At 36.1% G+C, this 25,724-nt stretch carries 22 protein-coding genes; 13 read left to right on the forward strand and 9 right to left on the reverse strand.

From position 1 onward, the window contains the following. Nucleotides 1–21: 21 nt before the first annotated feature. The 9 genes from A6I66_RS03810 (at nt 22) to A6I66_RS03850 (ending at nt 11,216) form a co-directional block, all read left to right on the forward strand. Complete coding sequence (locus A6I66_RS03810; RefSeq protein WP_067146524.1) at nt 22–726, forward strand: toxin-antitoxin system YwqK family antitoxin; 705 nt, start codon at nt 22–24, stop codon at nt 724–726. Nucleotides 727–1,228: 502 nt separating this feature from the next. After that, nucleotides 1,229–1,474, forward strand: coding sequence for a hypothetical protein (locus tag A6I66_RS03815; RefSeq protein ID WP_067145786.1), 246 nt, complete (start codon nt 1,229–1,231; stop codon nt 1,472–1,474). Beyond that, entirely contained in the window at nt 1,464–1,751 is a 288-nt protein-coding gene (locus tag A6I66_RS03820) for a hypothetical protein (RefSeq protein ID WP_084399445.1), read from the forward strand. Before A6I66_RS03815 ends, A6I66_RS03820 begins: the two co-directional genes overlap by 11 nt. A 448-nt stretch (nt 1,752–2,199) precedes the next feature. Beyond that, the gene (gene mnmA / locus A6I66_RS03825; protein WP_067145787.1) at nt 2,200–3,387 is read left to right on the forward strand and encodes a tRNA 2-thiouridine(34) synthase MnmA; all 1,188 of its coding nucleotides are present in this window, start codon (nt 2,200–2,202) and stop codon (nt 3,385–3,387) included. 10 nt (nt 3,388–3,397) lie between these two features. Further along, nucleotides 3,398–4,342 (forward strand): NAD(P)H-dependent flavin oxidoreductase, encoded by a 945-nt coding sequence (locus tag A6I66_RS03830; RefSeq protein WP_067146526.1) that lies wholly within the window; start codon nt 3,398–3,400, stop codon nt 4,340–4,342. Between the two features lie 530 nt (nt 4,343–4,872). After that, nucleotides 4,873–8,895, forward strand: coding sequence for an Ig-like domain-containing protein (locus A6I66_RS03835; protein WP_084399447.1), 4,023 nt, complete (start codon nt 4,873–4,875; stop codon nt 8,893–8,895). Between the two features lie 128 nt (nt 8,896–9,023). Next, the gene (locus tag A6I66_RS03840; protein WP_067145792.1) at nt 9,024–10,406 is read left to right on the forward strand and encodes an MATE family efflux transporter; all 1,383 of its coding nucleotides are present in this window, start codon (nt 9,024–9,026) and stop codon (nt 10,404–10,406) included. Nucleotides 10,407–10,409: 3 nt separating this feature from the next. Next, the gene (locus A6I66_RS03845) at nt 10,410–10,637 is read left to right on the forward strand and encodes a hypothetical protein (RefSeq protein ID WP_067145794.1); all 228 of its coding nucleotides are present in this window, start codon (nt 10,410–10,412) and stop codon (nt 10,635–10,637) included. Between the two features lie 6 nt (nt 10,638–10,643). Then, a complete protein-coding gene (locus A6I66_RS03850) occupies nt 10,644–11,216 on the forward strand; it encodes a phosphatase PAP2 family protein (protein WP_067145796.1) in 573 nt (190 codons plus the stop codon). On the opposite strand, the gene meaB is transcribed toward A6I66_RS03850, so the two are convergent. Both meaB and A6I66_RS03860 read right to left on the reverse strand, forming a co-directional pair. After that, the gene (gene meaB, locus A6I66_RS03855) at nt 11,213–12,295 is read right to left on the reverse strand and encodes a methylmalonyl Co-A mutase-associated GTPase MeaB (RefSeq protein WP_394331372.1); all 1,083 of its coding nucleotides are present in this window, start codon (nt 12,293–12,295) and stop codon (nt 11,213–11,215) included. The genes A6I66_RS03850 and meaB overlap by 4 nt on opposite strands. A gap of 42 nt (nt 12,296–12,337) precedes the next feature. Next, entirely contained in the window at nt 12,338–12,892 is a 555-nt protein-coding gene (locus tag A6I66_RS03860; RefSeq protein ID WP_067145800.1) for a DUF2911 domain-containing protein, read from the reverse strand. A 171-nt stretch (nt 12,893–13,063) separates the two neighbouring features. Between A6I66_RS03860 and A6I66_RS03865 the strand changes: the two genes are divergently transcribed. The 3 genes from A6I66_RS03865 to A6I66_RS03875 are packed head-to-tail and all read left to right on the forward strand — an operon-like array spanning nt 13,064 to nt 15,738. Next, nucleotides 13,064–13,615: an RNA polymerase sigma factor gene (locus A6I66_RS03865; RefSeq protein ID WP_067145802.1), complete on the forward strand. Its 552-nt coding sequence runs from the start codon at nt 13,064–13,066 to the stop codon at nt 13,613–13,615. After that, nucleotides 13,599–14,180, forward strand: a complete 582-nt coding sequence (locus A6I66_RS03870; RefSeq protein ID WP_067145804.1) for a hypothetical protein — start codon at nt 13,599–13,601, stop codon at nt 14,178–14,180. Before A6I66_RS03865 ends, A6I66_RS03870 begins: the two co-directional genes overlap by 17 nt. A 10-nt stretch (nt 14,181–14,190) precedes the next feature. Beyond that, nucleotides 14,191–15,738, forward strand: a complete 1,548-nt coding sequence (locus tag A6I66_RS03875) for a DUF4097 family beta strand repeat-containing protein (protein ID WP_067145806.1) — start codon at nt 14,191–14,193, stop codon at nt 15,736–15,738. 16 nt (nt 15,739–15,754) lie between these two features. On the opposite strand, the gene miaA is transcribed toward A6I66_RS03875, so the two are convergent. From miaA to A6I66_RS03895, 4 genes are all read right to left on the reverse strand, one after another. Then, entirely contained in the window at nt 15,755–16,681 is a 927-nt protein-coding gene (gene miaA / locus A6I66_RS03880; RefSeq protein ID WP_067146528.1) for a tRNA (adenosine(37)-N6)-dimethylallyltransferase MiaA, read from the reverse strand. Nucleotides 16,682–16,873: 192 nt separating this feature from the next. Continuing rightward, nucleotides 16,874–18,031 (reverse strand): PepSY-associated TM helix domain-containing protein, encoded by a 1,158-nt coding sequence (locus A6I66_RS03885; RefSeq protein WP_157614073.1) that lies wholly within the window; start codon nt 18,029–18,031, stop codon nt 16,874–16,876. Nucleotides 18,032–18,138: 107 nt separating this feature from the next. After that, nucleotides 18,139–19,371 carry a DUF4374 domain-containing protein gene (locus A6I66_RS03890; protein ID WP_067145810.1) on the reverse strand — a complete coding sequence of 411 codons (1,233 nt, stop codon included), beginning with the start codon at nt 19,369–19,371 and terminating at the stop codon, nt 18,139–18,141. A gap of 27 nt (nt 19,372–19,398) precedes the next feature. Continuing rightward, nucleotides 19,399–21,792, reverse strand: coding sequence for a TonB-dependent receptor (locus A6I66_RS03895; protein WP_067145812.1), 2,394 nt, complete (start codon nt 21,790–21,792; stop codon nt 19,399–19,401). Nucleotides 21,793–22,224: 432 nt separating this feature from the next. Here A6I66_RS03895 and A6I66_RS17005 point away from each other — a divergent pair, with 432 nt between their 5' ends. Further along, nucleotides 22,225–22,347, forward strand: a complete 123-nt coding sequence (locus A6I66_RS17005; RefSeq protein WP_262509411.1) for a hypothetical protein — start codon at nt 22,225–22,227, stop codon at nt 22,345–22,347. Between the two features lie 348 nt (nt 22,348–22,695). On the opposite strand, the gene A6I66_RS03900 is transcribed toward A6I66_RS17005, so the two are convergent. From A6I66_RS03900 to A6I66_RS03910, 3 genes are all read right to left on the reverse strand, one after another. Next, complete coding sequence (locus A6I66_RS03900; protein ID WP_067145815.1) at nt 22,696–23,535, reverse strand: ion transporter; 840 nt, start codon at nt 23,533–23,535, stop codon at nt 22,696–22,698. Nucleotides 23,536–23,569: 34 nt separating this feature from the next. Further along, entirely contained in the window at nt 23,570–24,937 is a 1,368-nt protein-coding gene (locus A6I66_RS03905; protein WP_067145817.1) for an exonuclease domain-containing protein, read from the reverse strand. A 90-nt stretch (nt 24,938–25,027) separates the two neighbouring features. Further along, nucleotides 25,028–25,696 carry a YggS family pyridoxal phosphate-dependent enzyme gene (locus tag A6I66_RS03910; protein WP_067145819.1) on the reverse strand — a complete coding sequence of 223 codons (669 nt, stop codon included), beginning with the start codon at nt 25,694–25,696 and terminating at the stop codon, nt 25,028–25,030. Nucleotides 25,697–25,724: the final 28 nt, after the last annotated feature.

The following is a 25,724-nucleotide window of genomic DNA, read 5'->3' on the forward strand; positions in this document are numbered from 1 at the left end:
AAAGCGATAAAAAAGATAAAAATGAAAAAGATATTTAGTGTATACTTCGTATTTTTCGTGAGCAGTTTTATGTGGGCGCAAGAGATTAATCAGTTCGATGCCGATGGTAAACGCCATGGTATTTGGAAGAAGAATTTCGAGAACACGAACATATTAAGGTATGAAGGCGCGTTTAATCATGGGAAAGAGACTGGTTTATTTAAGTTTTATACAAATTATAAAAATAAGGCGGTTTTAAGTGCAACTAAATTGTTTGATGAAAAAACAGGTATAGCTGATGTCAAGTTTTTGACTTCTAACGGCAAGGTGATCAGTGAAGGCCAAATGAACGGTAAGGCGCATATTGGAACTTGGAAATACTATCAGAAACATTCCGATAAAATTCTAACCTTAGAAACTTATGATAGTACTGGGGAATTAATAGGGGAGCGTTTAGTGTATTTCCCTAATGGAAAAGTTGCAGAAAGAAAGAATTATGTTAATGGGAAATTAGAAGGTAAGGCCTATTCGTATACTGAAAGAGGTGTTGTCCTATCTGAAAGTCATTATGAAAATGGTGAACTCCATGGACCATACAAATCTTATGATACTAAAGGCCAATTAGTGTCGGAAGGTATTTTTAAAAGAGGTAAAAAAGAAGGGATTTGGAAGTTCTATAAAAATGGAAAACTGACTGATGAAAAGAATTTTTCCTATGTTCCTAAACGCACAAAAAAAACTCCTTAGACTTAAGGAGCTCTTTTTTTATAGACAACTATTCGAGGAAGGAAAGATTGAAATATTGTCTACAAACTAACAAACCAAAACTAACTAAACTAACTTTTCTTTTTCAATAGATGGTGTTTCTTATCTATTGAGATATTTTTATAAACACTTCCTTAATTTTTTAGGAGCGTTTTTTTGTGTTTCATTTTTGTAATTAGAACGTATAATTCAAATCAGCATTCTAAATGTAATGAAAAATGTTTTATTTTCCTACTAATAAATGAATTAAATTCAATTAGGTAGTTTAATTTTTCCTACTGATCTTCTATAAATATATTAATAATTTTATGGATTTACAAAGTTTGTACTAATTTTTTTGTTAAAACGTTAAAAATAATCGGTGTTTGTTATGTTTGGTGTAAGTTCTAGTAGAAAACATCTTGTAAGTAAAGGGGGCTCCCGCTAATACACGAAGTAAAGGCGTGTTAGAATATAATTTGAGTAATTTCGTATATTTGTTATTATGGCAGCGATAGATTTAAGAAATAGTTTGATAGAACGATTTAACCGAATCATTAAAGATGATTCCAAGTTAATAGCGTTGGATGGTATCTTCGATGCTATGAATTTCATAGATTCTCCATCATTAGTTTCGGAAGAACATTATAAAATTGTTGAGGACAGCAGAAGAAAGCAGCTAGGGGGGGAAACCAAAGGTAAAAGTTGGGATGATGTAAAAAGTGGGATTAAAAAGAAATATGGCTTTTGAATTAATAATTGAGCCAGATGCTGAAATTGAAATTTATGATGCTATTGATTGGTACGAATCCAAACAAGTAGGTTTAGGCGAGGAGTTTTATAATTATCTAGGAGGTTATTTTGAAACATTAAAAAGTGGATATGTTGATTTTCCTATAAAAAGAAAACCTGTATTTCGAGAACTACCATTAAAGCGATTTCCATACGTAATTATCTACGAAAAATTAAAGACACGATTTTCATTTATTCTGTATTTAATACACATCGACATCCACTTAAAAAATTGAAATAAGTTTAACCATATAGCTCGTTTCTGATACGGTAATTGTAAGTGCTTTGACGATGTCGATTATTGTAGTAAACAATCAGTGTAAAACATATTAAAGATTTAAAACGGGCATGACTTTATATGCTCGTTTTTTATTTTTAAAATTTAATGTCAAAACTATATTGAAATTAGTGTAAAAGAAACAGGGAGGCTTATTAGGGTTATTTTAATTCAGAATTTGAAGAAACTTAACTTGATAGAGAATATTCTTTAATAAAAGTAGATCCTGCTATGTAAGTTAAATGAATTACATTTTTTACTTCAAATTAATAAGCAGTATTTTATCTCTAGCTTTTTGACTATACGGCGTACTAACAAGTTAGAAGGATGTCTTTATTTTGGTATAAAGTCTAAGTGAAAAACATCTTGTAATTATATGTATCTTTGTGCCCTAATTTTTTCTAAGAATGAAACGAGTTATTATTGGACTTTCAGGAGGTGTAGATTCTAGTGTTGCCGCTTACTTATTAAAGGAGCAAGGTTATGAGGTTATTGGTTTGTTTATGAAAAACTGGCACGACGATTCGGTAACGATTTCTAATGAATGTCCTTGGTTAGACGATAGTAATGATGCGATGTTAGTTGCTGAAAAATTAGGTATTCCGTTTCAAACGGTCGATTTAAGCGAACAATACAAGGAACGCATTGTAGACTATATGTTTCATGAATATGAAAGAGGTAGAACACCAAATCCCGATGTGCTATGTAATCGTGAAATTAAGTTTGACGTTTTTATGAAAATAGCCCTCGATTTAGGAGCCGATTATGTGGCTACAGGGCATTATTGCAGAAAGGGAACCATTCAAAAAGACGGCAAGGATATTTACCAATTATTAGCAGGAGTGGATGGGAATAAAGATCAGTCTTACTTTTTATGTCAGCTCTCTCAAGAACAATTAGCGAAATCACTTTTCCCCATAGGCGAATTAACCAAGCCTCAGGTGCGTGAAATTGCGACAAAGTTAGACCTGGTTACTGCCGATAAAAAAGATTCTCAAGGCCTTTGTTTTATTGGAAAAGTAAAGCTCCCAGATTTTCTTCAGCAACAGCTTAAACCTAAAGAAGGTGTTATTGTTGAAATCCCGAGTGATCAAAGTTTATATCAGGTTGATACACCAGATTTTAATTCTGAGGAGGAAAAATTAGCCTTCTTATCGCGTAAAATCGAATATAAAATAGACCTAGGTAAAATCGTAGGCAAGCATCAAGGTGCTCATTATTTTACAAAAGGCCAACGTAAAGGATTAGGCGTAGGTGGTACCGTAGAACCACTTTTTGTTATTGATACCGATGTTGAAGAAAATGTGATTTATACCGGACAAGGGAAGGAACATCCGGGCTTATACAAAAAAGCTTTGTTTGTTAGCAACGATGAATTGCATTGGGTGCGTGAAGATTTGGCTTTACAAATAGGTGAGACGCTTGCTGTTAAAGCTAGAATCCGTTACCGACAAGCCCTTGAAAACGCAACACTTCATAAGGTGGAGACTGGGCTATACGTGTCTTTTGAAAACTTTCAGTCAGCCATTACCGAAGGGCAGTTTGTGGCTTGGTATTTAGAGGATGAACTTGTAGGTTCTGGTGTTATTGCTTAAGTTAAAAACTATGACGAATCGGGTTACACAATTATTCAATATAAAATATCCAATCGTACAAGCAGGAATGGTATGGAATAGCGGTTGGCGCTTAGCTTCAGCGGCTAGTAATTCTGGCATTTTAGGATTGCTTGGGGCAGGATCTATGTATCCAGAAGTGCTTCGCGAGCACATCCAGAAATGTAAAAAGGCCACTAACAAACCTTTTGGGGTGAACGTACCGATGCTTTATCCGAATATTCAAGATATTATGAATATTATTGTTGATGAAGGTGTGAAAATTGTTTTTACTTCGGCTGGTAATCCTAAAACATGGACTGCCTGGTTACAAGAACGTGGCATTACAGTGGTACATGTAGTTAGTAGCGTGAAATTTGCGCTTAAAGCCCAAGAAGCGGGCGTTGATGCTGTTGTTGCCGAAGGTTTTGAAGCTGGTGGCCACAACGGAAGGGATGAAACTACCACACTAACCCTAATTCCTATGGTTAAAGAACAATTAAACATTCCATTAATTGCCGCAGGTGGTATTGCTACAGGAAGCGCTATGTTGGCTACTATGATTTTAGGTGCCGATGGCGTGCAAATAGGGAGTCGTTTTGTGGCAAGTGAAGAAAGTTCAGCCCATAAGGCCTTTAAACAAGCGGTTGTTGAAGCCAAGGAAGGCGATACACAATTAACATTGAAAGAATTGGCTCCAGTGAGACTCATTAAAAATCAATTTTATAATCAGGTTCAAGATTTATATAGATTGTCTCCATCTGCTGAAGACTTGAAAGCTTTACTCGGAAGAGGGCGTGCTAAAAAAGGCATGTTCGAAGGAGACCTAGTTGAGGGCGAATTGGAAATCGGACAAATTTCTGGACTTATTCATGATGTCAAGCCTGTTTCTGAAATAGTCGCTAACATTATAGCCGAATATGAATTGGCAAAAAAAGGACTGCCTAATCTTTTTTAGTCAAAATTAGTTAAGCTTCCTAAATGAATTACGGTTGCCATTTTCATAATTTATAAGTGGGATGAAATACTTTGCGAAGTTTGTTATGCTAACCTCGGTTTTAGTTATCTAATAGGCTCATTTTCTTTGATATAATTCCTAAATATAGTTATGAAAATGCTATGTAATATGTCATGAGATTTACTGTTTAGGTGTTTTTTCTTTCAAATTAAGGTTTTGTTTACCTTATACAACACAGTTTTTACACCCTATTTTCTAGATTTTTACTCAATTATCATGATTTAACTATAGCTGAATAGCTTGTAAGTTATTGATTTTAGGTGGTTTATGAGGTTGTTTAGTTTATGTCTAGTTGGTTTTTAGTTCAGTTTTGTTTCTTCAAGTAACTGTGTTTATATATTGCATCTATCCAATTACGAATATTTTAATAATTCACATGTAATACTAATGAATTACTAATTAAAGATGTGTTAATTTTTGTATTCGATAATAAAACCAACAATAACTAAAACTAAAACCCAGAACTATTTATGCAACTTTTTACTAGAAAAAGTGCACTAGCCTCAACTTTTACCTTAATTGGAATGAGCCTATTTGCACAGGTTGATGTCGATGTCAACCTTAACATGAAACACTCCGTTGACGGAGAATCGCGATTCGGACGTGAACGTCGTATGACGATTCACTCTTCTTTACCCGAAGGTGACTGGACAGGTCATGAAGACAAACTAAACTACTTAATTAATGACCTAGACGTTTACTTTGGTCGCGAAACAGGTTCTGCAACCTGGAAAATGCACTATGTAGAAGAAGACCCTAATAAACCAGGTTGGGCGAATGAGGAGCAGATGGCTGTACATGGAAATGGTTTAAAACAATGGTATGAATCTGAAGACTTTGCCGATCGTCATCAATACGAAGGTAAATCTCATATGATTATGGGGGTTAATGATCACACTCCTATGTATCCTAATTTATCATGGCATCCCGGTTTTGGAAAAGGTGCAGGCGGCTGGTTTGTAAAAGATACCGATGCTGCGGCAGACTGGGTAGCTAAATATTTGGCAAATTATTACGCCCAAACTCCTGGACAAATTGGTGAAAAGCTACCAACTTATTGGGAAATATACAATGAGCCCGATATGAATTACATGAATCCATCATTTGGTATGATTGTTTCCAGTATGGAGAAAAACTGGGAATATCACAAACTTGTCGCTCAGGAAGTCCGTTCAAAATTAGGTGCTAATGCCCCTAAAATTGGAGGTATGTGTTTAGGGCAACTCGATTTTTACAAACAAGATGGTATTCCAAGTAGAACCGATGGTCAATTTTGGTACGATAACTCTAGCGCAGAGGCTAATTTGTTGTACGACAACATGCTATCGGGTGTTGGAAGCGGTATACCAAATCCTGGGGTAGGTAAAGCAGTTTGGCCAAAAGCTTGGGAAAATAGAACCAATGATTGGTGGCAATGGGATTATATGTACCAAGGCTTTATTGATTATACGGGAGCTGATATGGATTTTTATGGCGTACATTTATACGATTGGCCTCAGGAAGATCCACAAAGAGACAAAGCCAATACACGTTCTGGAGGTCATGTAGAAGCTATGCTAGATCTTATGGAGTGGTATGACAATGAATTATTTGGACAAAAAAAGGATATTATAATGTCTGAATTTGGTACTGTTAACTCAGGTATGATTAACAAACCAGCATGGCGAGATGGAAAACGTGACTGGCTATACATTAAACCTTTTAACCAAATGATGATGCAATTTTTAGAGCGTCCTTCTCATGTGGTTTATAGTATGCCTTTTGCGCCCGTAAAAGCTGTTTGGGGTGCACACTTTGAAGGTAATAATGTGGTGCGTTATGATGGAGCAACACTTATGGAGCCTAAAGGATCATGGACGGGAGACTCTAGTACTTGGACTATGAACGAACCTACTGGTGGATGGGAATGGTCTGGTATTATTCACTTTTTTGAATTATGGAAAGATGTTGAAGGTACACGTATTGATACTAAAGCGAGCGATATTGATGTGCAGGTAGATGCCTATGTAAACGGCAAACACGTTTATGTTATTTTGAATAACGCCATAGATGATAATAAGTCGATAAACTTAAACACGTTTGGTTTAGCGGGTAATAATATTGAAAACGTAGAGTTACGTCATATTTTCAAAGGTGATACGGGTTACACGCAATATACGGTTGCCAATATGACTGCGGCACCTGCTCAAGTGACACTAAAACCAAACTCTACTATTGTTTTAGATTATACGTTTGCAAACAATGTGGTTATCGATCAAGAATCGGAAGAAACAAAGTATATGAGTGCTCCATTAGCTGGAAATGCTAAAAACGATCGTGGTACGCAATTGTGTCATACAGCGTCAACTCCAAGTATAACAGCAACGGTTTCTGGTGTGGTAAAACCAACACATGGCGAAGCCATAATTAGAGTTGGTGGTTTTTTCCCAAATCCTAATGATGGAAATCCTGGAATGAAAATTAAAAAACTTACCGTAAACGGAAATGACGTTATTGTACAAGCCGATAATTTTATTGCCAATACACGTGGATATGGATTAGGAAACTTTAAAGGCGCATGGTTTGGTGTTTTAGAATTAGAATGTCCAATTGAGTATCTTCAAGATGGCAATAACACGGTAACTTTTGAAAGATATCAAGCAGCGGAGTTTACAACTTTAATGATTCAGGTTTTCGATATGACTACCGATCCGGGTAGAACAAATGGCGGATCTACAATTACTGGGCTTGCTTTTAGTTCAGCTTCTGAAGATGTTATGAATGGTGAAACTCTAGGATTAGCACCTATTTTTACGCCTGAAGATGCTTCAGATAAAGGTTTAACTTGGACCTCTTCTAACGAAGCCGTGGCTACTGTAGATGAAAATGGGGTTGTTACAGCAGTTGCCGATTCAGGAAGCACAGTAATTACTGCTACAAGTACGGCTGATAACTCGATTGCTGCTACCATCACTATTAATGCTATTCCTTATCAAGCCTCATCTGTAACAGCTATTTCAATAATTGAAGGTGATGCCCTAACCGTAGCGCATTATACAAATACCGATTTGAATATAGAATTTACACCGACACCTACGGTGGCACCAGAAGTAGAATGGACTACTTCCGATGATAGTGTTGTGGAAATTGTTTCTAACGGAACCATTATTGGTAAAAAAGTAGGTGAAACAGCAACAATTACAGCTACTGTAAAAGGAACTACTATTAAAGATGACATTGTTGTTACCGTTGGTATTGCTGGACAAGAGACGATTTTCTGTGATGCGTTGCCTACTGATTTTGATGCGACTACTAATATCGACTTTACGGCAAACGTTAATATGGATGGAGCTCGTGAGTTTTATATTGCGCTAGTTAAAGGTACCGATGTTTTAGCGAGTAACACCATAAATTTAAATGCTCAAGGCTTAGAAACGGTTCCTGTATCTTTCACCTTAGCAAATGCACCAGCACCAGGTTCGGGCTATAAATTACGTGCGGAATTGACAAATGGTACCACAATCATATCGACTTGTGATAATGACATAACGATTAATCAGCCTACAACAATTACGAGTGTAACGGTTTCTCCAAGTTCTGCTTATGCGGTTACATCGGATGCTATTCAATTATCAGCCAAAGTTTTACCTGCAGATGCGAGTAATAAAACGGTTAATTGGACGACTTCAAATGCTAATATTGCTACTGTTGATGCTAACGGATTAGTTACAGCCATTACAAGTGGTACAGCAACGATTACTGCTACGGCCGTGGATGGTGGTTTACAAGATTCAAGTGTCATTACTTTTGTTGATCCTAGCAGCAGTTTAATTATTGAAGCTGAAGATTTAACCTCTACTAGCGGTACAGAAGATGATAGCTCTTGGGGAGGTCCAGGATTCGGGTTTAGAGTCAATGGAGAATGGATTGATTACGGAAACACAGGAGATTGGGCAGAGTACCAGGTTAATATTCCTGAATCAGGATTTTATCAAGTGACCTACCATTATGCAACTCCAGGAAGTAATACTGAAATTACTGGAACTATAAATGGTACCGATTTTTCTACGGATACTTTTGAATCTACAGGTGAATGGACGACCCCAGGAACACATATTGCATGTGCTCCACTACAGGTAAATGCCGGAACCCAAACTTTTAAAGTGACAGCAACAGGGGTAGATGTGTGGCAATGGAATTTAGATAAAATTGAACTTATCAAAGTGCCTAGTGATTATGCCGCTAATATGCCTTGTGGCGGACACCTTTCAGTTGATGAGGTTCAGAGTACTGGAATTAGTTTTTACCCGAACCCAGCCTCAGATGTGTTAAATATTACAAACCTAAAGGGGAACGAAAAAATTTCACTTTACGACTTCACAGGTAGATTTATAGGGAAGCTAGAAGCTAGTGGAACCATAAACATTAGTCATATTCCTTCTGGAGTGTATTTAATTCATGTTGTAGGAAATCAAACAACTTTTTCAAAAACATTAATTGTTAATCGTGATTAATATTTTATTTCGGAGATTTTAATAGAATCTTTTTAAGGTGAGGATGAAAATATCGAGGGTGAAAGCTCTCGGTATTTTTTTTGTTTTAGGGTCACTTTTTTACCATAAAATAGGACTACTTTTGCAGCATGAATTTATCACAGTACACCAAAGAGTTTAAATACAATTGGCAACTTGCCGCGCCAGTGATGTTGGGGATGCTTGGTCATACCTTTGTGAGTTTTGTAGATAATATCATGGTTGGGCAATTAGGTACAGCCGAATTAGCAGCTGTTTCTTTGGGGAATAGTTTTATGTTTATTGCCATGTCTTTAGGTATCGGATTTTCAACAGCAATAACGCCTGTGGTTGCAGAATCGGATGCCGCTAATAATTTCAAACAAGGGAAATCGGCCTTTAAAAATGGCTTGTTTTTATGTACGGTAATTGGTGTCATCTTGTTTTTTATCGTTTATTTCGCTAAACCACTCATGTACCTCATGAAGCAACCTGTTGAGGTGGTCGAGCTGGCCATTCCATATCTGGATTTGGTGGCCGTGTCTTTAATTCCCTTGGTGATATTTCAAGGCTTTAAACAATTTAGCGATGGAATGTCTATGACGCGATACCCCATGTATGCCACTTTAGTGGGTAATGTGATTAATATTGTATTGAATTACGTCTTAATTTTTGGAAAGTTTGGCTTTCCAGAATTCGGTATAGTTGGAGCGGCTTACGGGACTTTAGTGTCTCGAATTCTCATGGTTTGGTACATTTGGTACTTACTTAAAGGGAAAGAAAAATCGAAAGCTTTTGTTACAAATATCAAGTTTTTTGTACTAGATAAATTGATGATTAAAAAGTTGCTGCATCTAGGTTCTCCTAGTGCTATGCAAATGTTTTTTGAAGTAGCTATTTTTACGGCAGCTATTTGGTTAAGCGGATTGCTAGGGAAAAACCCGCAGGCAGCCAATCAAATTGCTTTAAACTTAAGTTCGATGACCTTTATGGTGGCTACAGGTTTGAGTGTAGCAGCTATGATTCGTGTTGGAAATCAAAAAGGACTTAAAGCCTATTTTGAACTTCGTCGCATTGCCTTTTCATTATTTTTAATGGGTACCTTGTTGGCGGTTTTATTTGCTTTGTTTTTCTCTGTATTTCATGAGTATCTGCCTAGAATATATGTCGATTTTGACGATGCTAAAAACCTAGCGGATAATAAAGAGGTGGTTGGTATTGCTTCCAAATTATTAATTGCAGCAGCCATATTTCAAATTAGCGACAGTATTCAAGTGCTTGTATTGGGAGCTTTACGTGGGTTACAGGATGTGAAAATCCCAACGGTAATAACTTTTATTTCCTATTGGTTGGTAGGATTTCCTATAAGTTGGTTTTTAGGTAAAGAAGAGGCTTATGGGAGTTTTGGTATTTGGATAGGACTTCTAGCCGGATTAACCACCGCTGCGATTTTATTGTATATAAGGTTTAATTATTTAACGAAAAGGTTAATTTTGTCAAACAACAAATCATAAAAAATGAGTCTTCCAAAATTTATTCTAGGTGATAATACCGAATTTCCTGATGCGATCTATGTTATTCATACCGAATTTCCGCGTTTCATTATAAATCTTGAAAATGATGAGGTGGAATGGTTTGAAGATTTTGATGCTGAAGACCAAAAAGAATTGGCCAGTGAAACCGAGTTAGCCATTAAGTTGGCCACCGATTTTTATGATAGTGAAGTCGCTAAATACGAAGAATAACTTTTTATGACGATTGACGAATTATTAAAGTACGACACCGAGCTTTTTTTATATCTAAACAATTTAGGGTCTGAAACCTGGGATCAGCTCTGGTTACTCATTACAGACGAACTTACCTTTGTTCCGCTTTATGCCATTTTATTGTATTTAATTTATAAAAAACTGGGGTTGAAATCGTTATTAATTCTCGTTGTTGTTATTGCTTTAATGATCACTTTTACCGATCAAATAACCAATGTGTTTAAGCGTGGTTTCCAGCGTTTACGTCCTTGTGGAGAACCTAGTATTGCCGATCAGGTGCGTTTTATAGCCGTGCGCTGTGGTAAATACGGATTTTTCTCTGGCCATGCCTCAAACTCTATGGCAGCTGCTATTTTTGCAGGATTAATGTTAAAACCTTATTACAAATATTTGATGGGTATTCTAATAGTTTGGAGTTTAATTGTAGCTTATAGTAGAATTTATGTTGGCGTGCATTATCCTTTAGACTTGTTATGCGGATTAACCTTTGGGGTTTTTGGAGGTACTTTGTTCTATTTAATTGCGCAGTTGTTACTCAAGCGCTATGCTAGAGATTAATGCTTTAGTTTCAAAAGATATTCTGCAGCTGCAAAAGGCGTGGTTTTATTAAGATCTAGAAGTTGTATTTGTTCGTTCAATGCCGCTTTTATTTCTGGTTTATTAAAGAAATCTGATTTTAATTGGGATTCAATCGTCTGAATGAGCCAATACTTATTTTGTTCTTGGCGCTTTTCGTTAAAGTAATTGTTAGCTGAAGTGATTTGAACATAGTCTAAAATCTGTTGCCAAATCGCATCAATACCCTCTTTATTCAAAGCACTACAAAGACTAACTTGGGGTTGCCATTCCGATTTACTATTGGGGTAGAGGTGTAGCGCATTTTTAAAGTCAGTTTGCGCTACTTTAGCTTTTTTGAGGTTGTCACCATCGGCTTTATTAATGGCTATGGCATCGGCCATTTCAATGATGCCTCGTTTTATGCCTTGTAACTCATCACCAGCCCCTGGAAGTTTCAGTAATAAAAAGAAATCGACCATACTATGCACGGTAGTTTCACTTTGTCCAACACCTACGGTTTCAATAATAACCACATCAAAACCAGCGGCTTCACACAAAATAATAGATTCGCGCGTTTTTCTTGCCACACCACCTAAAGAATTACCCGAAGCAGACGGTCTAATAAAAACATTTTCATTTTTTACTAAATCCTCCATACGGGTTTTATCTCCTAAAATACTGCCTTTAGTAATGCTGCTGCTGGGGTCTATAGCGAGTACGGCAACGCGTTTGCCAAGCTGACTTAAGTAATGACCAAAAGCTTCAATGAACGTGCTTTTCCCTACGCCAGGAACGCCAGTAATACCAATACGGATGGATTTATTAGCCTTGGGCAAACAGGCCTTTATAATAGCACTTGCTTGTGCTGTATGTTTTGGGTGTTCGCTTTCAACGATAGTAATGCCGCGACTAAGGGCTGATATGTTTTTGTTGAGAAGACTCGAAATTAAATCATCAACATCAATGGTTTTGTTACGTCTAGATTTAAAGCGCTCTATGGCCTCAGGGTTGGTGATTTCAGAAATTGAAACCCCTTCATTTTCTTGAATGGATGTTTTTTTAGGTTTAGACACGCCAATAGTTTGTCTAAAAGTAACATTTTTTTCTATGGGAAGAATACTCTATTTCAATGGCAAGGCGATTTTTACATCATCCCAGGCCATGGTTAAAAAGAGGTTGTCGGTAGAATTATCAAAAGCGATAGTAAATTGTTCTACGGTATTATCTAATTTTTGAACCGGAACTTCGGTAGTGATCACATCGTAATTAGGATCCCACATAGGTTGCATTTCAGCATTAACACCCCATTTGTATTGTTTAGAATTGAATATTACGGTCCAAGTAGAGTCTTTAGGTACCGTCCACAGCGTGTATTTCCCAGGGGGTAATGGCATACCGTTAATTTCAAGGTTTTCATTGGTTTCAAAAGTGGTCGCTTCGTTTGCTCCCGTACGCCAAACCTGATTGTAAGGAACCAAGGCTCCAAAAATTTCACGGTTCTTTTTAAAAGGTCTATTATAAAAAACTTCTAATTCTAAATCGTTTAATTTAAACTCCACGGTGTCTTTCGGACTTAAACGTGGCGCGAAAATATTTTCAACAAAAACAGAATATAAAAATAATCCTAAAGCCACTACAGATAAGAGAATTAGGATACGTTTTAAAAAGGTGTTCATAGATAGACTTTTAGGGTATAAAGATAAATTAATTGGGATGACTACTAAAATGCAAACGCAGATTTATTTAGCTTTGTTATAAATCGGCAAAAAAAGTAAATAGTTTTTGCAACACTCCCCATTTTTTATCGTCTTTAATATGAACTAACCAATAAACAAAGTCGCATTAGCATGTTTCATATTGATATTATTGAACAGTGCAAAAAAAATAACCGCAAGGCTCAAATGCAGTTGTACAACCAATACTGCGATGGTATGTATATTGTAGCTAAACGGTTTTTAAAAGATGCTGCCGATGCCGAAGATGTTGTACAAGAAGCATTTATAAATGCCTTTACAAAACTTCATCAATACAATGCAGAAGTGACTTTTGGGGCTTGGTTAAAACGTATTGTTGTTAATAAAAGTATCGATTTCATTAAAGCTAGAAAAGCCGATTTTGTGGCTTTAGATGAGGTGCACCTCAAAGTCGTCGATACCGAAAAAGACAGCAAATGGTTGGTTGACGAGGCGATTACATTATCTGATGTAAAAACAGCCATAGAAAAATTACCAGACAAATATCAATATGTTGTGATGCTTTTTTTAGTAGAAGGCTACGACCATCAGGAGATTTCCGAAATATTGGGCATCTCTCAGGTAGCCTCTAGAACACAATTGTCAAGAGGGAAAGTGAAGTTACAAGAATTATTAAAACTTAAAAAAAATGGCGCGAGATATTAAAGACCTGTTTAAAGATCAAGTAGTTAGTAATGAACGAATGCCTGAAAATCATCAAGTCAGGTTTCTAGAAAAGCTAGACAAAGCCTTGCCGCAGCAACCTAAACCGAATAGGTTTTTAGGACTTAAAATAGCGGCGAGTATAGCGGTGCTCTTGGGGTTGACTTTTGGCCTTTTTAAGTTTTTCAATGGTGCAGAAAATACGGTGCCTGTTCAAGTTGCGCATACCAAACCTGTTGAAACGAAGACTTTAGGCGATATTTCTCCCGGACTTAAAAAAGTGGAGGATTATTACTTAGCGAGTATCAATTTAGAACTCTCGAAAATGACTTATACCGATGAAACCAAAGAATTGGTAGATAGTTATTTAGAACAAATTGATACTTTGGATAAAGCTTATCAAGATTTGTTTTTAGAGTTTACTGAAGAAGGTCCTAGTGAATTGACCATAAATGCTTTAATCGATAATTTGAAATTGCGATTAAACTTATTGTACCGATTAAAGGGCCAACTGAAGGACTTACAAAGTCCTGAGACTAAAAAGGATGCCTTGCAGCAACACATTTAAAAATCAAAAAATGAACAGAATCATAAAACATAAAATTGTAATCATGTTGTGCTTGCTTTTAGCAGGAAACTTGTTTGCACAACAAAAATTAACCAAAGTGTCTCAAGCGATTAAAGTCAATAAAGATGTTAAGATCGATTTGAACACCAGTCATTGTAACATTGTTTTCGATACATGGAATAGAGATACCGTTGAAATTGAAGCTTATATTGAAGGCGATCAACTTAGCGCTGAAGATTTACAAAAAGCTTTAAAGGCTTGGAATATTGATGTCGATGCATCTACCGACCAAGTGCGTATAAGTACAAAAGGTAGCGGACCTCAGGTTTGGGTGGTAAATACCACTGCCTATGAAGATGATGAAGCTGTTGAAGCCATTATAAAGGAGTTAAAATATGAATTGGCCGATATTCCCGATGTAGATATTCACGTTGAAGTGCCACTAGCTCCCGATGCGCCTATGCCTCCTGGATTTCCCGAGATGCCTCAATTACCAGAATTGCCAGAACTCCCGGAGCTTCCAGAATTGCCTGAAGGTATTACGGATGTACGTTTTGATTACGAGGCGTATAAAAAAGAAGGTGATAAGTATTTAGATAAGTACTCAAAGAAAATTGAATTGAAATATGGCGATGACTTTGCTAAAAAAATGGAAGCTTGGGGCGAAAAGTTTGGCAAAGAATGGGGTGAAAAATACGGAAAACAAATGGAGGCTTGGGCAGAAGAGTTTGAAGCACGCATGAACTCTGAAGAATATGCTGAAAAAATGGAAGCCTGGAGCGAACGCCTTACCAAACAATTGGAGAGTCAAACCGCTAGGATAGAGGCGCAGCAAAAAAGAGCGGAAGCGATGCAAGCCAGAAGGATGGCCGAAAGAGCAAGAATGCATGCCACGCAAACCGAAGAGCGCATTATTTTGCAAGAAGATAGACAGCGTAAAATAGAACGTATGGTTAAAGGGCACGCCGATGCAAAAGTTAAAAGGACGATTAAAATAAAAATGCCTAAAAACTCAAAGTTAAAGGTGAAAGTAAAATATGGTGAAATCGAGTTTGCCGATAATGTAGAAAATTTAAAGGCAGATTTAGATTACACCAAACTTAAAGCACAAGGTATTGATGGGAGTTTAACTTCCATCAATGCTTCGTATTCGCCAATTTATATCGCCAACTGGAATGCTGGCGCCTTGCAATTAAATTATGTAGATAAGGCTGAATTACATGCAGTGAATCACTTGACTTTAAATTTAAACTCTTCAAAAATCACCATTGATAATTTGATAAAAAGTGCTGTGATTGATGGAAATATTGGGGATTTGAAAATTTTAAATATTAGTGATAAGTTTTCCAGTGTTAATGTGATCCTTCAAAATTCTAACGCCAAAATAAAACTACCTGAAACCGCTTGTCATTTCCAGTATAAAGGCACACGATCTCGCTTTTCGCATCCTAAAAAATCGGCTAAAGAAAACCTTTCTACTTTTTCAGCAGGGTCACTGGATAGCGGAAAAAATATCGTGGTTAATGCGAAGTTTAGCACGGTAGAGATGGAGGAGTAGTTCCATCAATAGATGTTTATTCTAGAGTTTCAACCTGTGTCTTTTCAATAGCTTTAACAATAGCATCTAAAGGGTCCAAATAATCAAACCACAAAGTTTCTTCATTTCGTTTAAACCAAGTCAATTGGCGTTTAGCAAAACGGCGTGAATTTTTTTTGATTTCTGAAACTGCAAAATCTAAAGGCCATTCTCCATTTAGATAATTAAATATTTCTTTGTAACCTACCGTGTTTAGAGCGTTTAAGTTTTGGTGTTCTTGTAAACGTTTCACTTCTTCTAGCAAACCTTGTTCCATCATAATATCCACACGTTTATTGATACGGTCGTAGATAATCTCACGATCGGCAGTTAAACCAACGGTCATGGTTTTGAAGTGTCTTTTTTCTTTGCCTTTATTTAAAAATGATGAATACGGTTTGTTGGTTCCAATACAAATTTCTAAGGCTCTAATCACGCGGTGCGGATTGTCAATCGCGATGGTGTTGTAGCTTTTTAAGTCTAAGTCTTTAAGTTTGTTTTGTAACACTTCTAAACCTTCTTTTTCCAGTGTTTTATTGAGGTTTTCTCGGATATTGGAGTCGACTTCGGGAAAATAATCCAGGCCTTTAGTTACAGCATCAACGTATAAGCCTGAGCCTCCAACCATAATAAGAACATCGTGTTTTTGGAATAAATCATCTAGACAACCTAAAGCCTCTTTTTCGAAAGCACCAACATTGTAATTTTCTTGAATGGATTTATGCTGAATAAAATGATGCGGTGCAGCGGCAAGTTCGTCGGGAGTAGGAGCCGCGGTTCCGATACTCATTTCTTTGAAAAACTGACGTGAATCGGCCGAAATAATTTCGGTTTGAAAATGTTCCGCGAGCTTAATGCTTAACGCCGTTTTTCCTATGGCCGTAGGTCCAACAACAGCAATTAAATATTTGGCTTTTGAATTGATGACGCTTGTGTTTAAATATTTTGTAAAGTTATATTGAAAAAGGGATTGCACAAAGGTTTCGAGATATTTTGTGATGTGGGGTATGAAAAATACATAAAAAAGCACTCCGAAAGGCTCACTGTAACAAATTAATACCTGGTTGTCTGTTTGGTCGTATCGAACCCAACATTAACCGATACCGAGTTGGAAACGTTATTTAACCCTAGTTCTACGCTTTTTATAGTGTCTGCCATACCAAATTAAAATCCCTGTTATAGGCATGGATGCTATTAATAAGCTGGCAAAAAACATGAGTATTTGTGTTGGTAATCCGCCAATGCTACCTACGTGTAAATCATAATTTAAGGCTTGTATTTTTTCACCATTATTTTTGTCCTTAAAATAAAAGGTATCTAGTAATTCGGCAGTATTTTTATCATAATACATTTCAACACGTTTATAGTTTTGGGTCTCATGTCCGTAAGCTCGAACTATATAAGGAATGGATGGTTTTGGGTGTCTTCGTATTAAAATATATTTAAAATCAGGGAAATCTGTTAGTGTAGATTGAAAAATAACATCTAAGGGTTCATCTTGATATATTGTTTTTTTGGGATCAGATATTTTACTATAGGGAATAGTTTTTCCCCCATTTGCGACCCATTTCACGGAACTATTGAAACTTTTTGAAGCCCACATTAATCCTGTTAATGCTAAAAGAAGCGCGATTAAAAGCATGTAGAAACCAAAAATTCTGTGTAAATCATAATTTTTACGTCGCCATTTTGAAGTTTTCTTCCAACGGAACCAAAAGCTTTGTTTGCGTTGTGATTTTTTAGGCCACCATAAAATTAGTCCTGAAATAAGCATAAAAACAAAAATCCACGTAGCACCTGCAATGATATAGTGGCTATAATCATTGTAACCCATGTATAGATTCATGTGTACAGCCAGCATGACATTAAAAAACTCGTTTTTTGTGTTTTCTATATAAATGATTTTACCGGTATACGGGTTTAAATAAACCGTTTTGTAAAACTTCATGTAATTGTGGTAACCAAAAGCGGTGTTATCAATTTCCAAAAAGCTTATACTAATGGCGTGATCAGGCTCGTCGGTGATTACAATATTTTGAAAGGGATATTTGTTGTCAAATACTCCCGAAGCCGTATTTACCAATGCTGTTATACTCACTTTTGAGGTGTCGGCTGGTACTTCAACATGGCCTCTGTCCTTGTAAATGACTTCTTTTATGTCGTATGAAAACACATAGATACAACCCGTAATGGCCACAACGAATACCACTAGGCCTGATACTAAACCAAGCCAAAGGTGAAGTTTATGTAGTGTGTTTTTAATTGCTTGTTTCATAATAAAAACCTCAACCAAAATTAATTATTTGGTTGAGGTTAAATATATTTAGCACAAAAATATGATTTATTTAATGAATAAATAAACGCATTTTATTTTTGTAGGTATTAGAAATTTCTAAATAATGCATTTACATAAACGTTGCTGCCATCTAGAGAAGCTCCTTTTGAATAGGCACTAGCACCACCACCAATTGTAAGTTCATAAATACTAGCATCACCACCAGTAATACTTACTGGAATATAGAATTTTCCGTTTTCAACACAATCCAACGTAAATATATTTACAAATGATGCTTTTGGTAAAGTAAGCTCGGTTACCGTGTTGTTGTAAAGGTCAATTTCAACTAAAGTACCCGTGTTTTGATTAAGATCTCCCCATTCTGGAACATCGGCTACACGAACTACATTAGCATAAGCAATACCGTTACCAGCATACCATGCATTCCAAATAGAAATAGGCTCATTAAAGTGTGCAGATACATCAAGCTTATAATCATCATAATCACCATCTGTAATTCTTACGAAAACCGAAGGCTCGTTAGCTACTTCATCGTTTCCATACCATAATGAACTTGTGATATTGTATTGGTAGATTTCACCGTTTTCGGTAGCAAAAGAACCGTTAGTACGGTAACCAGCAGTCATTCCTGCAGAGGCATCAGATTCGATAACTGTTGGGTTTGTTAATGACGGATAGTCAAAAATCACAGTAATTAAATTCTCAGAAAGTTGCCCCCACGTAGCAGGATCTCCGTATAATGTTCCAAAATAAATTTTATCTCCTTGTACTAATCCGTTTGACCATAAATTAGTTTTGTTTTCCACTGAAGGGAAAGCAATAAAACCAGAGCTAGTAGCTGAAAAAGTGTCGATATCGATGATTCCGTAAGGTACTTGACCATTATCATCTGGGTTGTTTGATAAAAATAAATCACCATTATCGGTAGCTTGTATGTAACGGAAAAATGCCCCTGGTGTTAATACTGCATTAGAAATAGCATCTACTTTAACTGGACCATTTTCAGTTAATTCAAATTTTTCTGTTAAACCTTCGGTGTTGTTAAGAATGTAAAGGTATCCATCTACAGTAACAGATAAATTTGCATAGCCTTCAGCACCATTTCCTACGATAGAAATTGAACCCGATGAAATGTTATCAGTTGTTAGGTAGTAGCCTTCAGCGTCTACTTCAGCACCTACTAAATATTTTGTGTTTTCAGGATTTGGAGTTCCTCCATTATCGTCATTATCATCAGAATCACTACATGAAACGAAAGTGAAATTAAGGGCTAGAAATAAGCAAATGACTGTCGTGTTTATTAATCTTTTTGTTGTCATCGTATTTAATTATTTTAGGTTTATTTATTATTCTAAGATTTTATAATTGATTTTAAAGAATATAGCTCTTCCTGGTTTTTGTAATAAAAAGTTATCATACACTTGCTCGTTTAGTATGTTTGATAAATCTAGTGAAAGGATTAACTTTTGTGAGGGAAAAGTATACCCAATACCTGCATCAAAAACCAGCTGCGTAGGAATTACACTTTTGCTGTCCTGACTCCCTAAGCTAGGCCAGCGCAGGAAAAATTCGTGAACATATCCAGATTGTAGGTAGGTAAATAGTCTAGAGTCTTTTTGAAAAACATCTAATACATCATATTCTAAATTAGCATTTGCTAATAAGTAGGGTGTGTTTCTAAGACGGTCTCCATATACAATATTGTCATTGCCATTTTCGTCTACCTTAAGATTATTTCTATAGTCTAAATAAGTACCATTTAAGCTAAGTTTTAACTTCTGATTAAAATCCAATACCATATTTAATTCAGCACCTGTTCCAGATACTTTTCTTATGTTTTCGAACTGCCCAATCTCTTGACCGCCTTGCACATTCAGTTGAAGCTTATCTGAAACATTCCTGTAAAATGTATTAAGCTCTATTTTTAATCCATTATTAGCACCTAAGTCGTACCTGCCTAAGGCAACCCCGAAGTTTAGATTAAAACTTTGTTCAGGTTTTATATCTGGATTATTTGAAATAGTTACCCCATCACCAAGGGCTTCTGTAGCACTTGGAAGCCTTGTTGCTTGCTCTAAAGATGCTTTAAGTAGAAGATTTCGATAAAGTTTGTATGATGTAGCAAAACCACCGCCCCAATTAGAAACGCTATTCTCGTGTTTAACAATTTCCCATTCTGTGGTGTAAACCAAGTCGTTTATTGAGGAATTAAAACCATAGTATTTTATAAAGGCATTAGCATGTAATCTATTATTAAACTTTGTGGTTTCTAGAGATAGGCCAGCAAAATTAGAACTTATATTTTGAGGTTCTGAGTATGGGATTTTATGCTGAGCAGCAAACGGGTCGTCACCTGTACGGTTGGTTCCAGTATATAAATAATTAACTCCTAATTTAAAATTTGAAGGTAATTGATAAGTGGTGTTCACACGATATATATTCGATACATCTTTTTGTGTGTATAGCGATTTACCTGTTCGTCCAATTTCACCACCATCAGGGTTTATTCCAATAACTTCACCTCGCCAATCATAGCGTGATGTTGTGGTATCTATAACCACTTCTTTTTTGTATGATAAACCTGCAAAGGCACTTAGGTTTAAACCTTTGGTAATTAAGTCCTTTTTTTGATAGGTTAGGCTAGGCATAAGAACCTGTTCATTATTACGCATTTCTCCGTAAACATGTCCCATGGTTTGGCCTGTTTGTACGCCTTTTTTTTGATCGGAAGCTAAGATGCTAACAAAAAACTGATCGGCCCATTTTTTTTGAGTGACACCCAAATCTAATTTCGTACTCAGGGTTCTAAAATCATCATTAAATCTTTCTGCGGGATTATCTTCTGTAAATTCTATTGCTTTTCCAGTGCCTTCTTCTGCGTAGTATACGCCTTGTCCCCAAACTTTATAATTATTATCCGAATAGGTGTAAAATGTAGAGAGTCTGGTTGTAAATCCCGATTTAGCTTTCCATTGCCCGTGTAAGGCAGCACGATGTGTATTAAACGAGCCAAAGGAATAAGAGGCTTCAAGAAAGTTGGAGGCTTCTTGGTTGGTAACTAAATTAATAGCACCACCTAGGGCATCGGAACCTAAATCGACAGGAACAACACCTTTATAAATATCAATACGTTCTATAAGGGCTACAGGCAAATTATTTATTGAATAAGATGAACCGAAATAATCCATTGGAATACCATCAATAAAAAAGCTTATTGCATTCCCCGACATGCCATCTAAAGAGTATTCAAAATCGGAGCCTATACCACCAGTGGTTCTTACACGCACACCAGGGGCATGACCTAAAACAGTATTAATTTCAACACTTTGACTTTTAAGTTTTTGAGTTTCTATCACGTTAACGGTAAAGCCTTTTTCTTCTATTTTGGAAGCTCTAGATTTTCCGTTAACGGTAACTTGTTCTAATTGTGAAATGTCTTCAATGAGGATCACATCTTTAATTAGTGTGTTTCCAGCTATTAATTTTACACTAAGTTCTTGGGGTTTAAACCCCATAGCAGAAACTTTTAAAGTATAAGCGCCAGGAGGGATTTCGTTTATTGTATAGATACCATCTAAATTAGTAGGAGCGCCTTTGTTGGTTCCTAATAAAGTAACGGAAACTCCTAAAAGCGGTTGCTTTGATGTATCGGTAACAACTCCATTTATATGACTAAGTTCAACTTGGGCATGTGTTGTAAAAAAACAAATTATTAAAAATGAAGCAATTAAATATCTCAACTTATTTAGACTTATTAAAAACAGGGCAAATATATTCATACATTTTAATATGGGCAATTTATTTAAACTGAATCTAAATAGATTTGATAACTTGATTGTAAAACCTTTAAATTATTAATGTTTAGACAATCTTATAATTGAAATAATACTGAATAATTGTTTTTTTGATGGTATTGTTGGGGTTTTATTATTTGAAATATTGATGAAATACTAGTGTAAACTGGGGCAAATTAATGAAGGAGAAAACACCCCTGTAGTCACTCCTAGGGAGAATACTATCTAAGAAGATTTAGAATTAATATAGTAGTTTAACTGGAAATATCTCGTTGGCTAAAAATTTTATTTAAATCTATTTTTCAATAAATTAGCAATGCAAAAAATGAATGTCAAGTTTGTTGATATTTTTAAAGAAACTTAAAAATTGAGCGTCATATGATAAAAAACGAAATAAAAATCTTTAAAATTATAGGAATAGTTTTCTCTATCGTGGTTTTAGTTTTATTTCTAAACTTTGCTTTAGGAGCTTTTTTAGAAGGTTGGACTAATCCGAAATAATTTGATTTTTCAGAGAATTAAACCAGTACGATTTTTTCTGTTAGTTATGGATTTGTCCTATTTACTTGAATCTAAAATATTAATAAGAATATTTTGAATAATATAGAGAAATTCAAAAAGTACACACTACACTCTTAAACAAGAACTATTTTTAAGAAAGCTCTAACCACAGCTGCACGCCCGCGTTAAGGATTGGAGTGGAAATCCTTTTTATAAGGTTTGTATAAGTGGTCTAGGTTTTAAACTGCGATTTGGCTTGTAAAATAGAAGTCTTTTCAATGGTGAAAATATAAAAAGATTGCAGCGGAAAGCCTGACCCCGCCAGAGCGGGGTAACGCCCAAAAGACCCTAAAGTTTTTCACTACAACGGTAACAAAATTTTGCACCTTCCCGATGACTTTCAGCTAAACAGTTCGGACAAATTTTTTGAGGTGTTTCTGGCGTCTTTTCGTCGCTTTGTTTGGAGTTCGACGCTTGGTTGTTGTATTCTACAGATACGATACCTGTTGGAACTGCAATGATGCCATAACCTAAAATCATAATCAGAGCCGCTATAAATTGTCCTAATGGGGTTTGTGGCGCAATATCACCAAAACCTACTGTGGTAAGGGTTACGATACACCAATACACACTTTTAGGAATGTTAGAAAAGCCATTTTCTTCGCCTTCAACCATGTACATAATGGTGCCTAGAATAACAGCAATTATAAGTACGGCAAAGAGGAATACTGAGATTTTGGCTCGACTGGCTTTTAAAGCATTTAATAGGTTATGAGAAGCTCCTAAATATCTGCCGAGTTTTAAAATTCTGAAAATACGAAGTAATCTTAGGGCACGTAAAGCCGCTAGGGCATGAATCCCTCCTAAGAATAATGAGATGTATTTTGGTATGGTAGACAGTAAATCGATGAGTCCGTAAAAACTAAATATATATTGCCAAGGTCTTTTTGCAGTCACCACACGAAGGATGTACTCTATGGTAAAGAGAATGGTGATAATCCATTCCGAAATATTTAAAAAGGTATGATAATGCTCGTCGATACTTTTTACACTTTCTAGCATAACTAGTAAAATACTAGCGATTATGGTATAGAGTAAAATGACATCAAACAGTTTTCCCGCAGGCGTGTTAGTACCGTAGATAATAACAAAAAGCTTGGTTTTCCAGTTTTTTTTAGGCGTCGTCATAACATCAAAAATAAGAAAAGTATTGTAGGTTTTGTTATTTGTCTATGACTACAATTTTTAAACGCTTGTTTCTTCGCATATAGCTTTGAATAATATGCTGCGTATCGCGATTGTTTTCCATGGGCGTGATAATGGATTCGAGAACTTCGAGGTTATTAATTTGGTAGTTTAAGTTGAAGAACCCGATGCCTTTAAAAAGTCCGTTTTCAATGAGAATAGCGCTGCGCTCATCAACTTCGCGACCGCGATCTACAATAACCATATTTTTATTAGCATAACTGTATTTTTCTATTAAGGCGAGCACACGTTTGTTATAGTCTTCGGGCGATTCCTCTTGAATACAGGCGCCATAACAGCTTTTAATATCGTAATGAAAACAGCTGGTTTTAGTTTTGTATATACCTGCAAGTTTCTGGCAGAGTTGAAATTCTTCAACGGCTCGGGTGATAAAGCTTTTACCGCTTTGCAGGTTGCTAAAAGTGGTTATGGCTTTTTTTCGACCATCGGCCTTGTCTATTTTTAAATTGATATAACCGTTTTCGTCTACAAATCGATACAGCGCATAATTAAATATGGAACGACGTAAAGCACGATTAAATCTGGGTTTTAAACGTTTTATAGCTTCACTTTCCTTTAAAAGCGCCACCAATTCACTACCTGTGGCTTCGTAGGTTACCGAGGTTACTTTGGCTTGTATTCGTTTTGCTTTGGAATTGGTATTTGTAAAATGCTGATTGATGCGTTTTTTAATATTGTTGCTCTTACCTATATAAATAATCTCGCCATCTTCTTGGTGTATGTAATAGACGCCTGTAATGGCCGGCATCTCAGCAATAATATCTAGATGTTTAGGTTCTAGTTTTTGTTTAGGACTAGTTTTTATAGCATTTTTAATGATGGTTTTATTAGTGTCTTTATCCAATAGTAATTTGAATAATTTCACCGTTGCCAAAGCATCACCCGAGGCACGGTGCCTGTCGGTAACAGGGATACCTAAAGAACGCACTAACTTGCCTAGGCTGTATGAGGCTTGTCCGGGAATTAAATCTTTTGCCAGTTCTACAGTACACAGGGATCTGCGTTCGTACTCAAAACCTAAGCGTCTGAATTCTGTACACAGAATGCGGTAATCGAATTGGGCATTATGAGCCACTAGAATACAATCTTCGGTAATTTCAACAATGCGTTTGGCAACTTCGTAAAATTTAGGCGCATTGCGTAGCATGTTGCTGTTTATCCCTGTAAGATTCACCACAAAGGGCTGAATTTCACGTTCCGGATTAATCAAGCTTATAAATTGATCGACCACTTCATGACCGTCGTATTTATAGATGGCTATTTCGGTAATGCCTTCTTCATTAAATTTCCCTCCCGTTGTTTCTATGTCTAATATTGCGTACAAAAAATAAAAGTTAAAAGTTAAAAGTTGGAAGTTAAAAGTTGAATGTGCTGCATGCTTTAGGCGGTATGTTTAATCATCAATAATAAATAATCAATTATAATTCCTTTCTCCAAATATACTACTTCCAACACGAACCATAGTGCTGCCACATTCGATAGCTAATTGATAATCGCCACTCATCCCCATGGAAATGGTTTGTAGTTTACAGTTTCCGTTATCTATGTGTTTTAGAGACTCAAACACCGATTTTAAGGTGCTGAATTCTGCCTTTACTTGGTTTTCATCTTCCGTAAATGTTGCCATGCCCATGAGTCCGATTACTCGAATGTTTTTTAATGCTGAAAAGGCTTCCGATTTTAAAATCGCTTCAGCATCACTTGGCATCATACCAAATTTTGAATCTTCCGAAGCTATTTTTATCTGAAGCAAACAATCAATAATGCGGTCGTGTTTTTTTGCTTGCTTATCAATTTCATTTAATAGCTTTTCATTATCGACACCGTGAATTAGGTTGACAAATTCAGCCATGTATTTCACTTTATTGCGTTGCACATGGCCAATCATATGCCACTGAATGTCTTTAGGCATGGTTTCGTGTTTTTCTACCATTTCCTGGATTTTATTTTCTCCAAAAATGCGTTGTCCAGCCTCGTAAGCTTCCATTAAATCGCTTACAGGTTTGGTTTTAGAAACCGCTACCAAAGTGACATGCTTTGGTAAGGTTGATTGTATGTGTTTCAGGTTTTCTGAAATAGTCATTATTAGCTTTTTTTTCTTGAAGCATTAA

The sequence above is a fragment of the Pseudotamlana agarivorans genome, assembly GCF_001642835.1.
Lineage (GTDB): Bacteria > Bacteroidota > Bacteroidia > Flavobacteriales > Flavobacteriaceae > Pseudotamlana > Pseudotamlana agarivorans.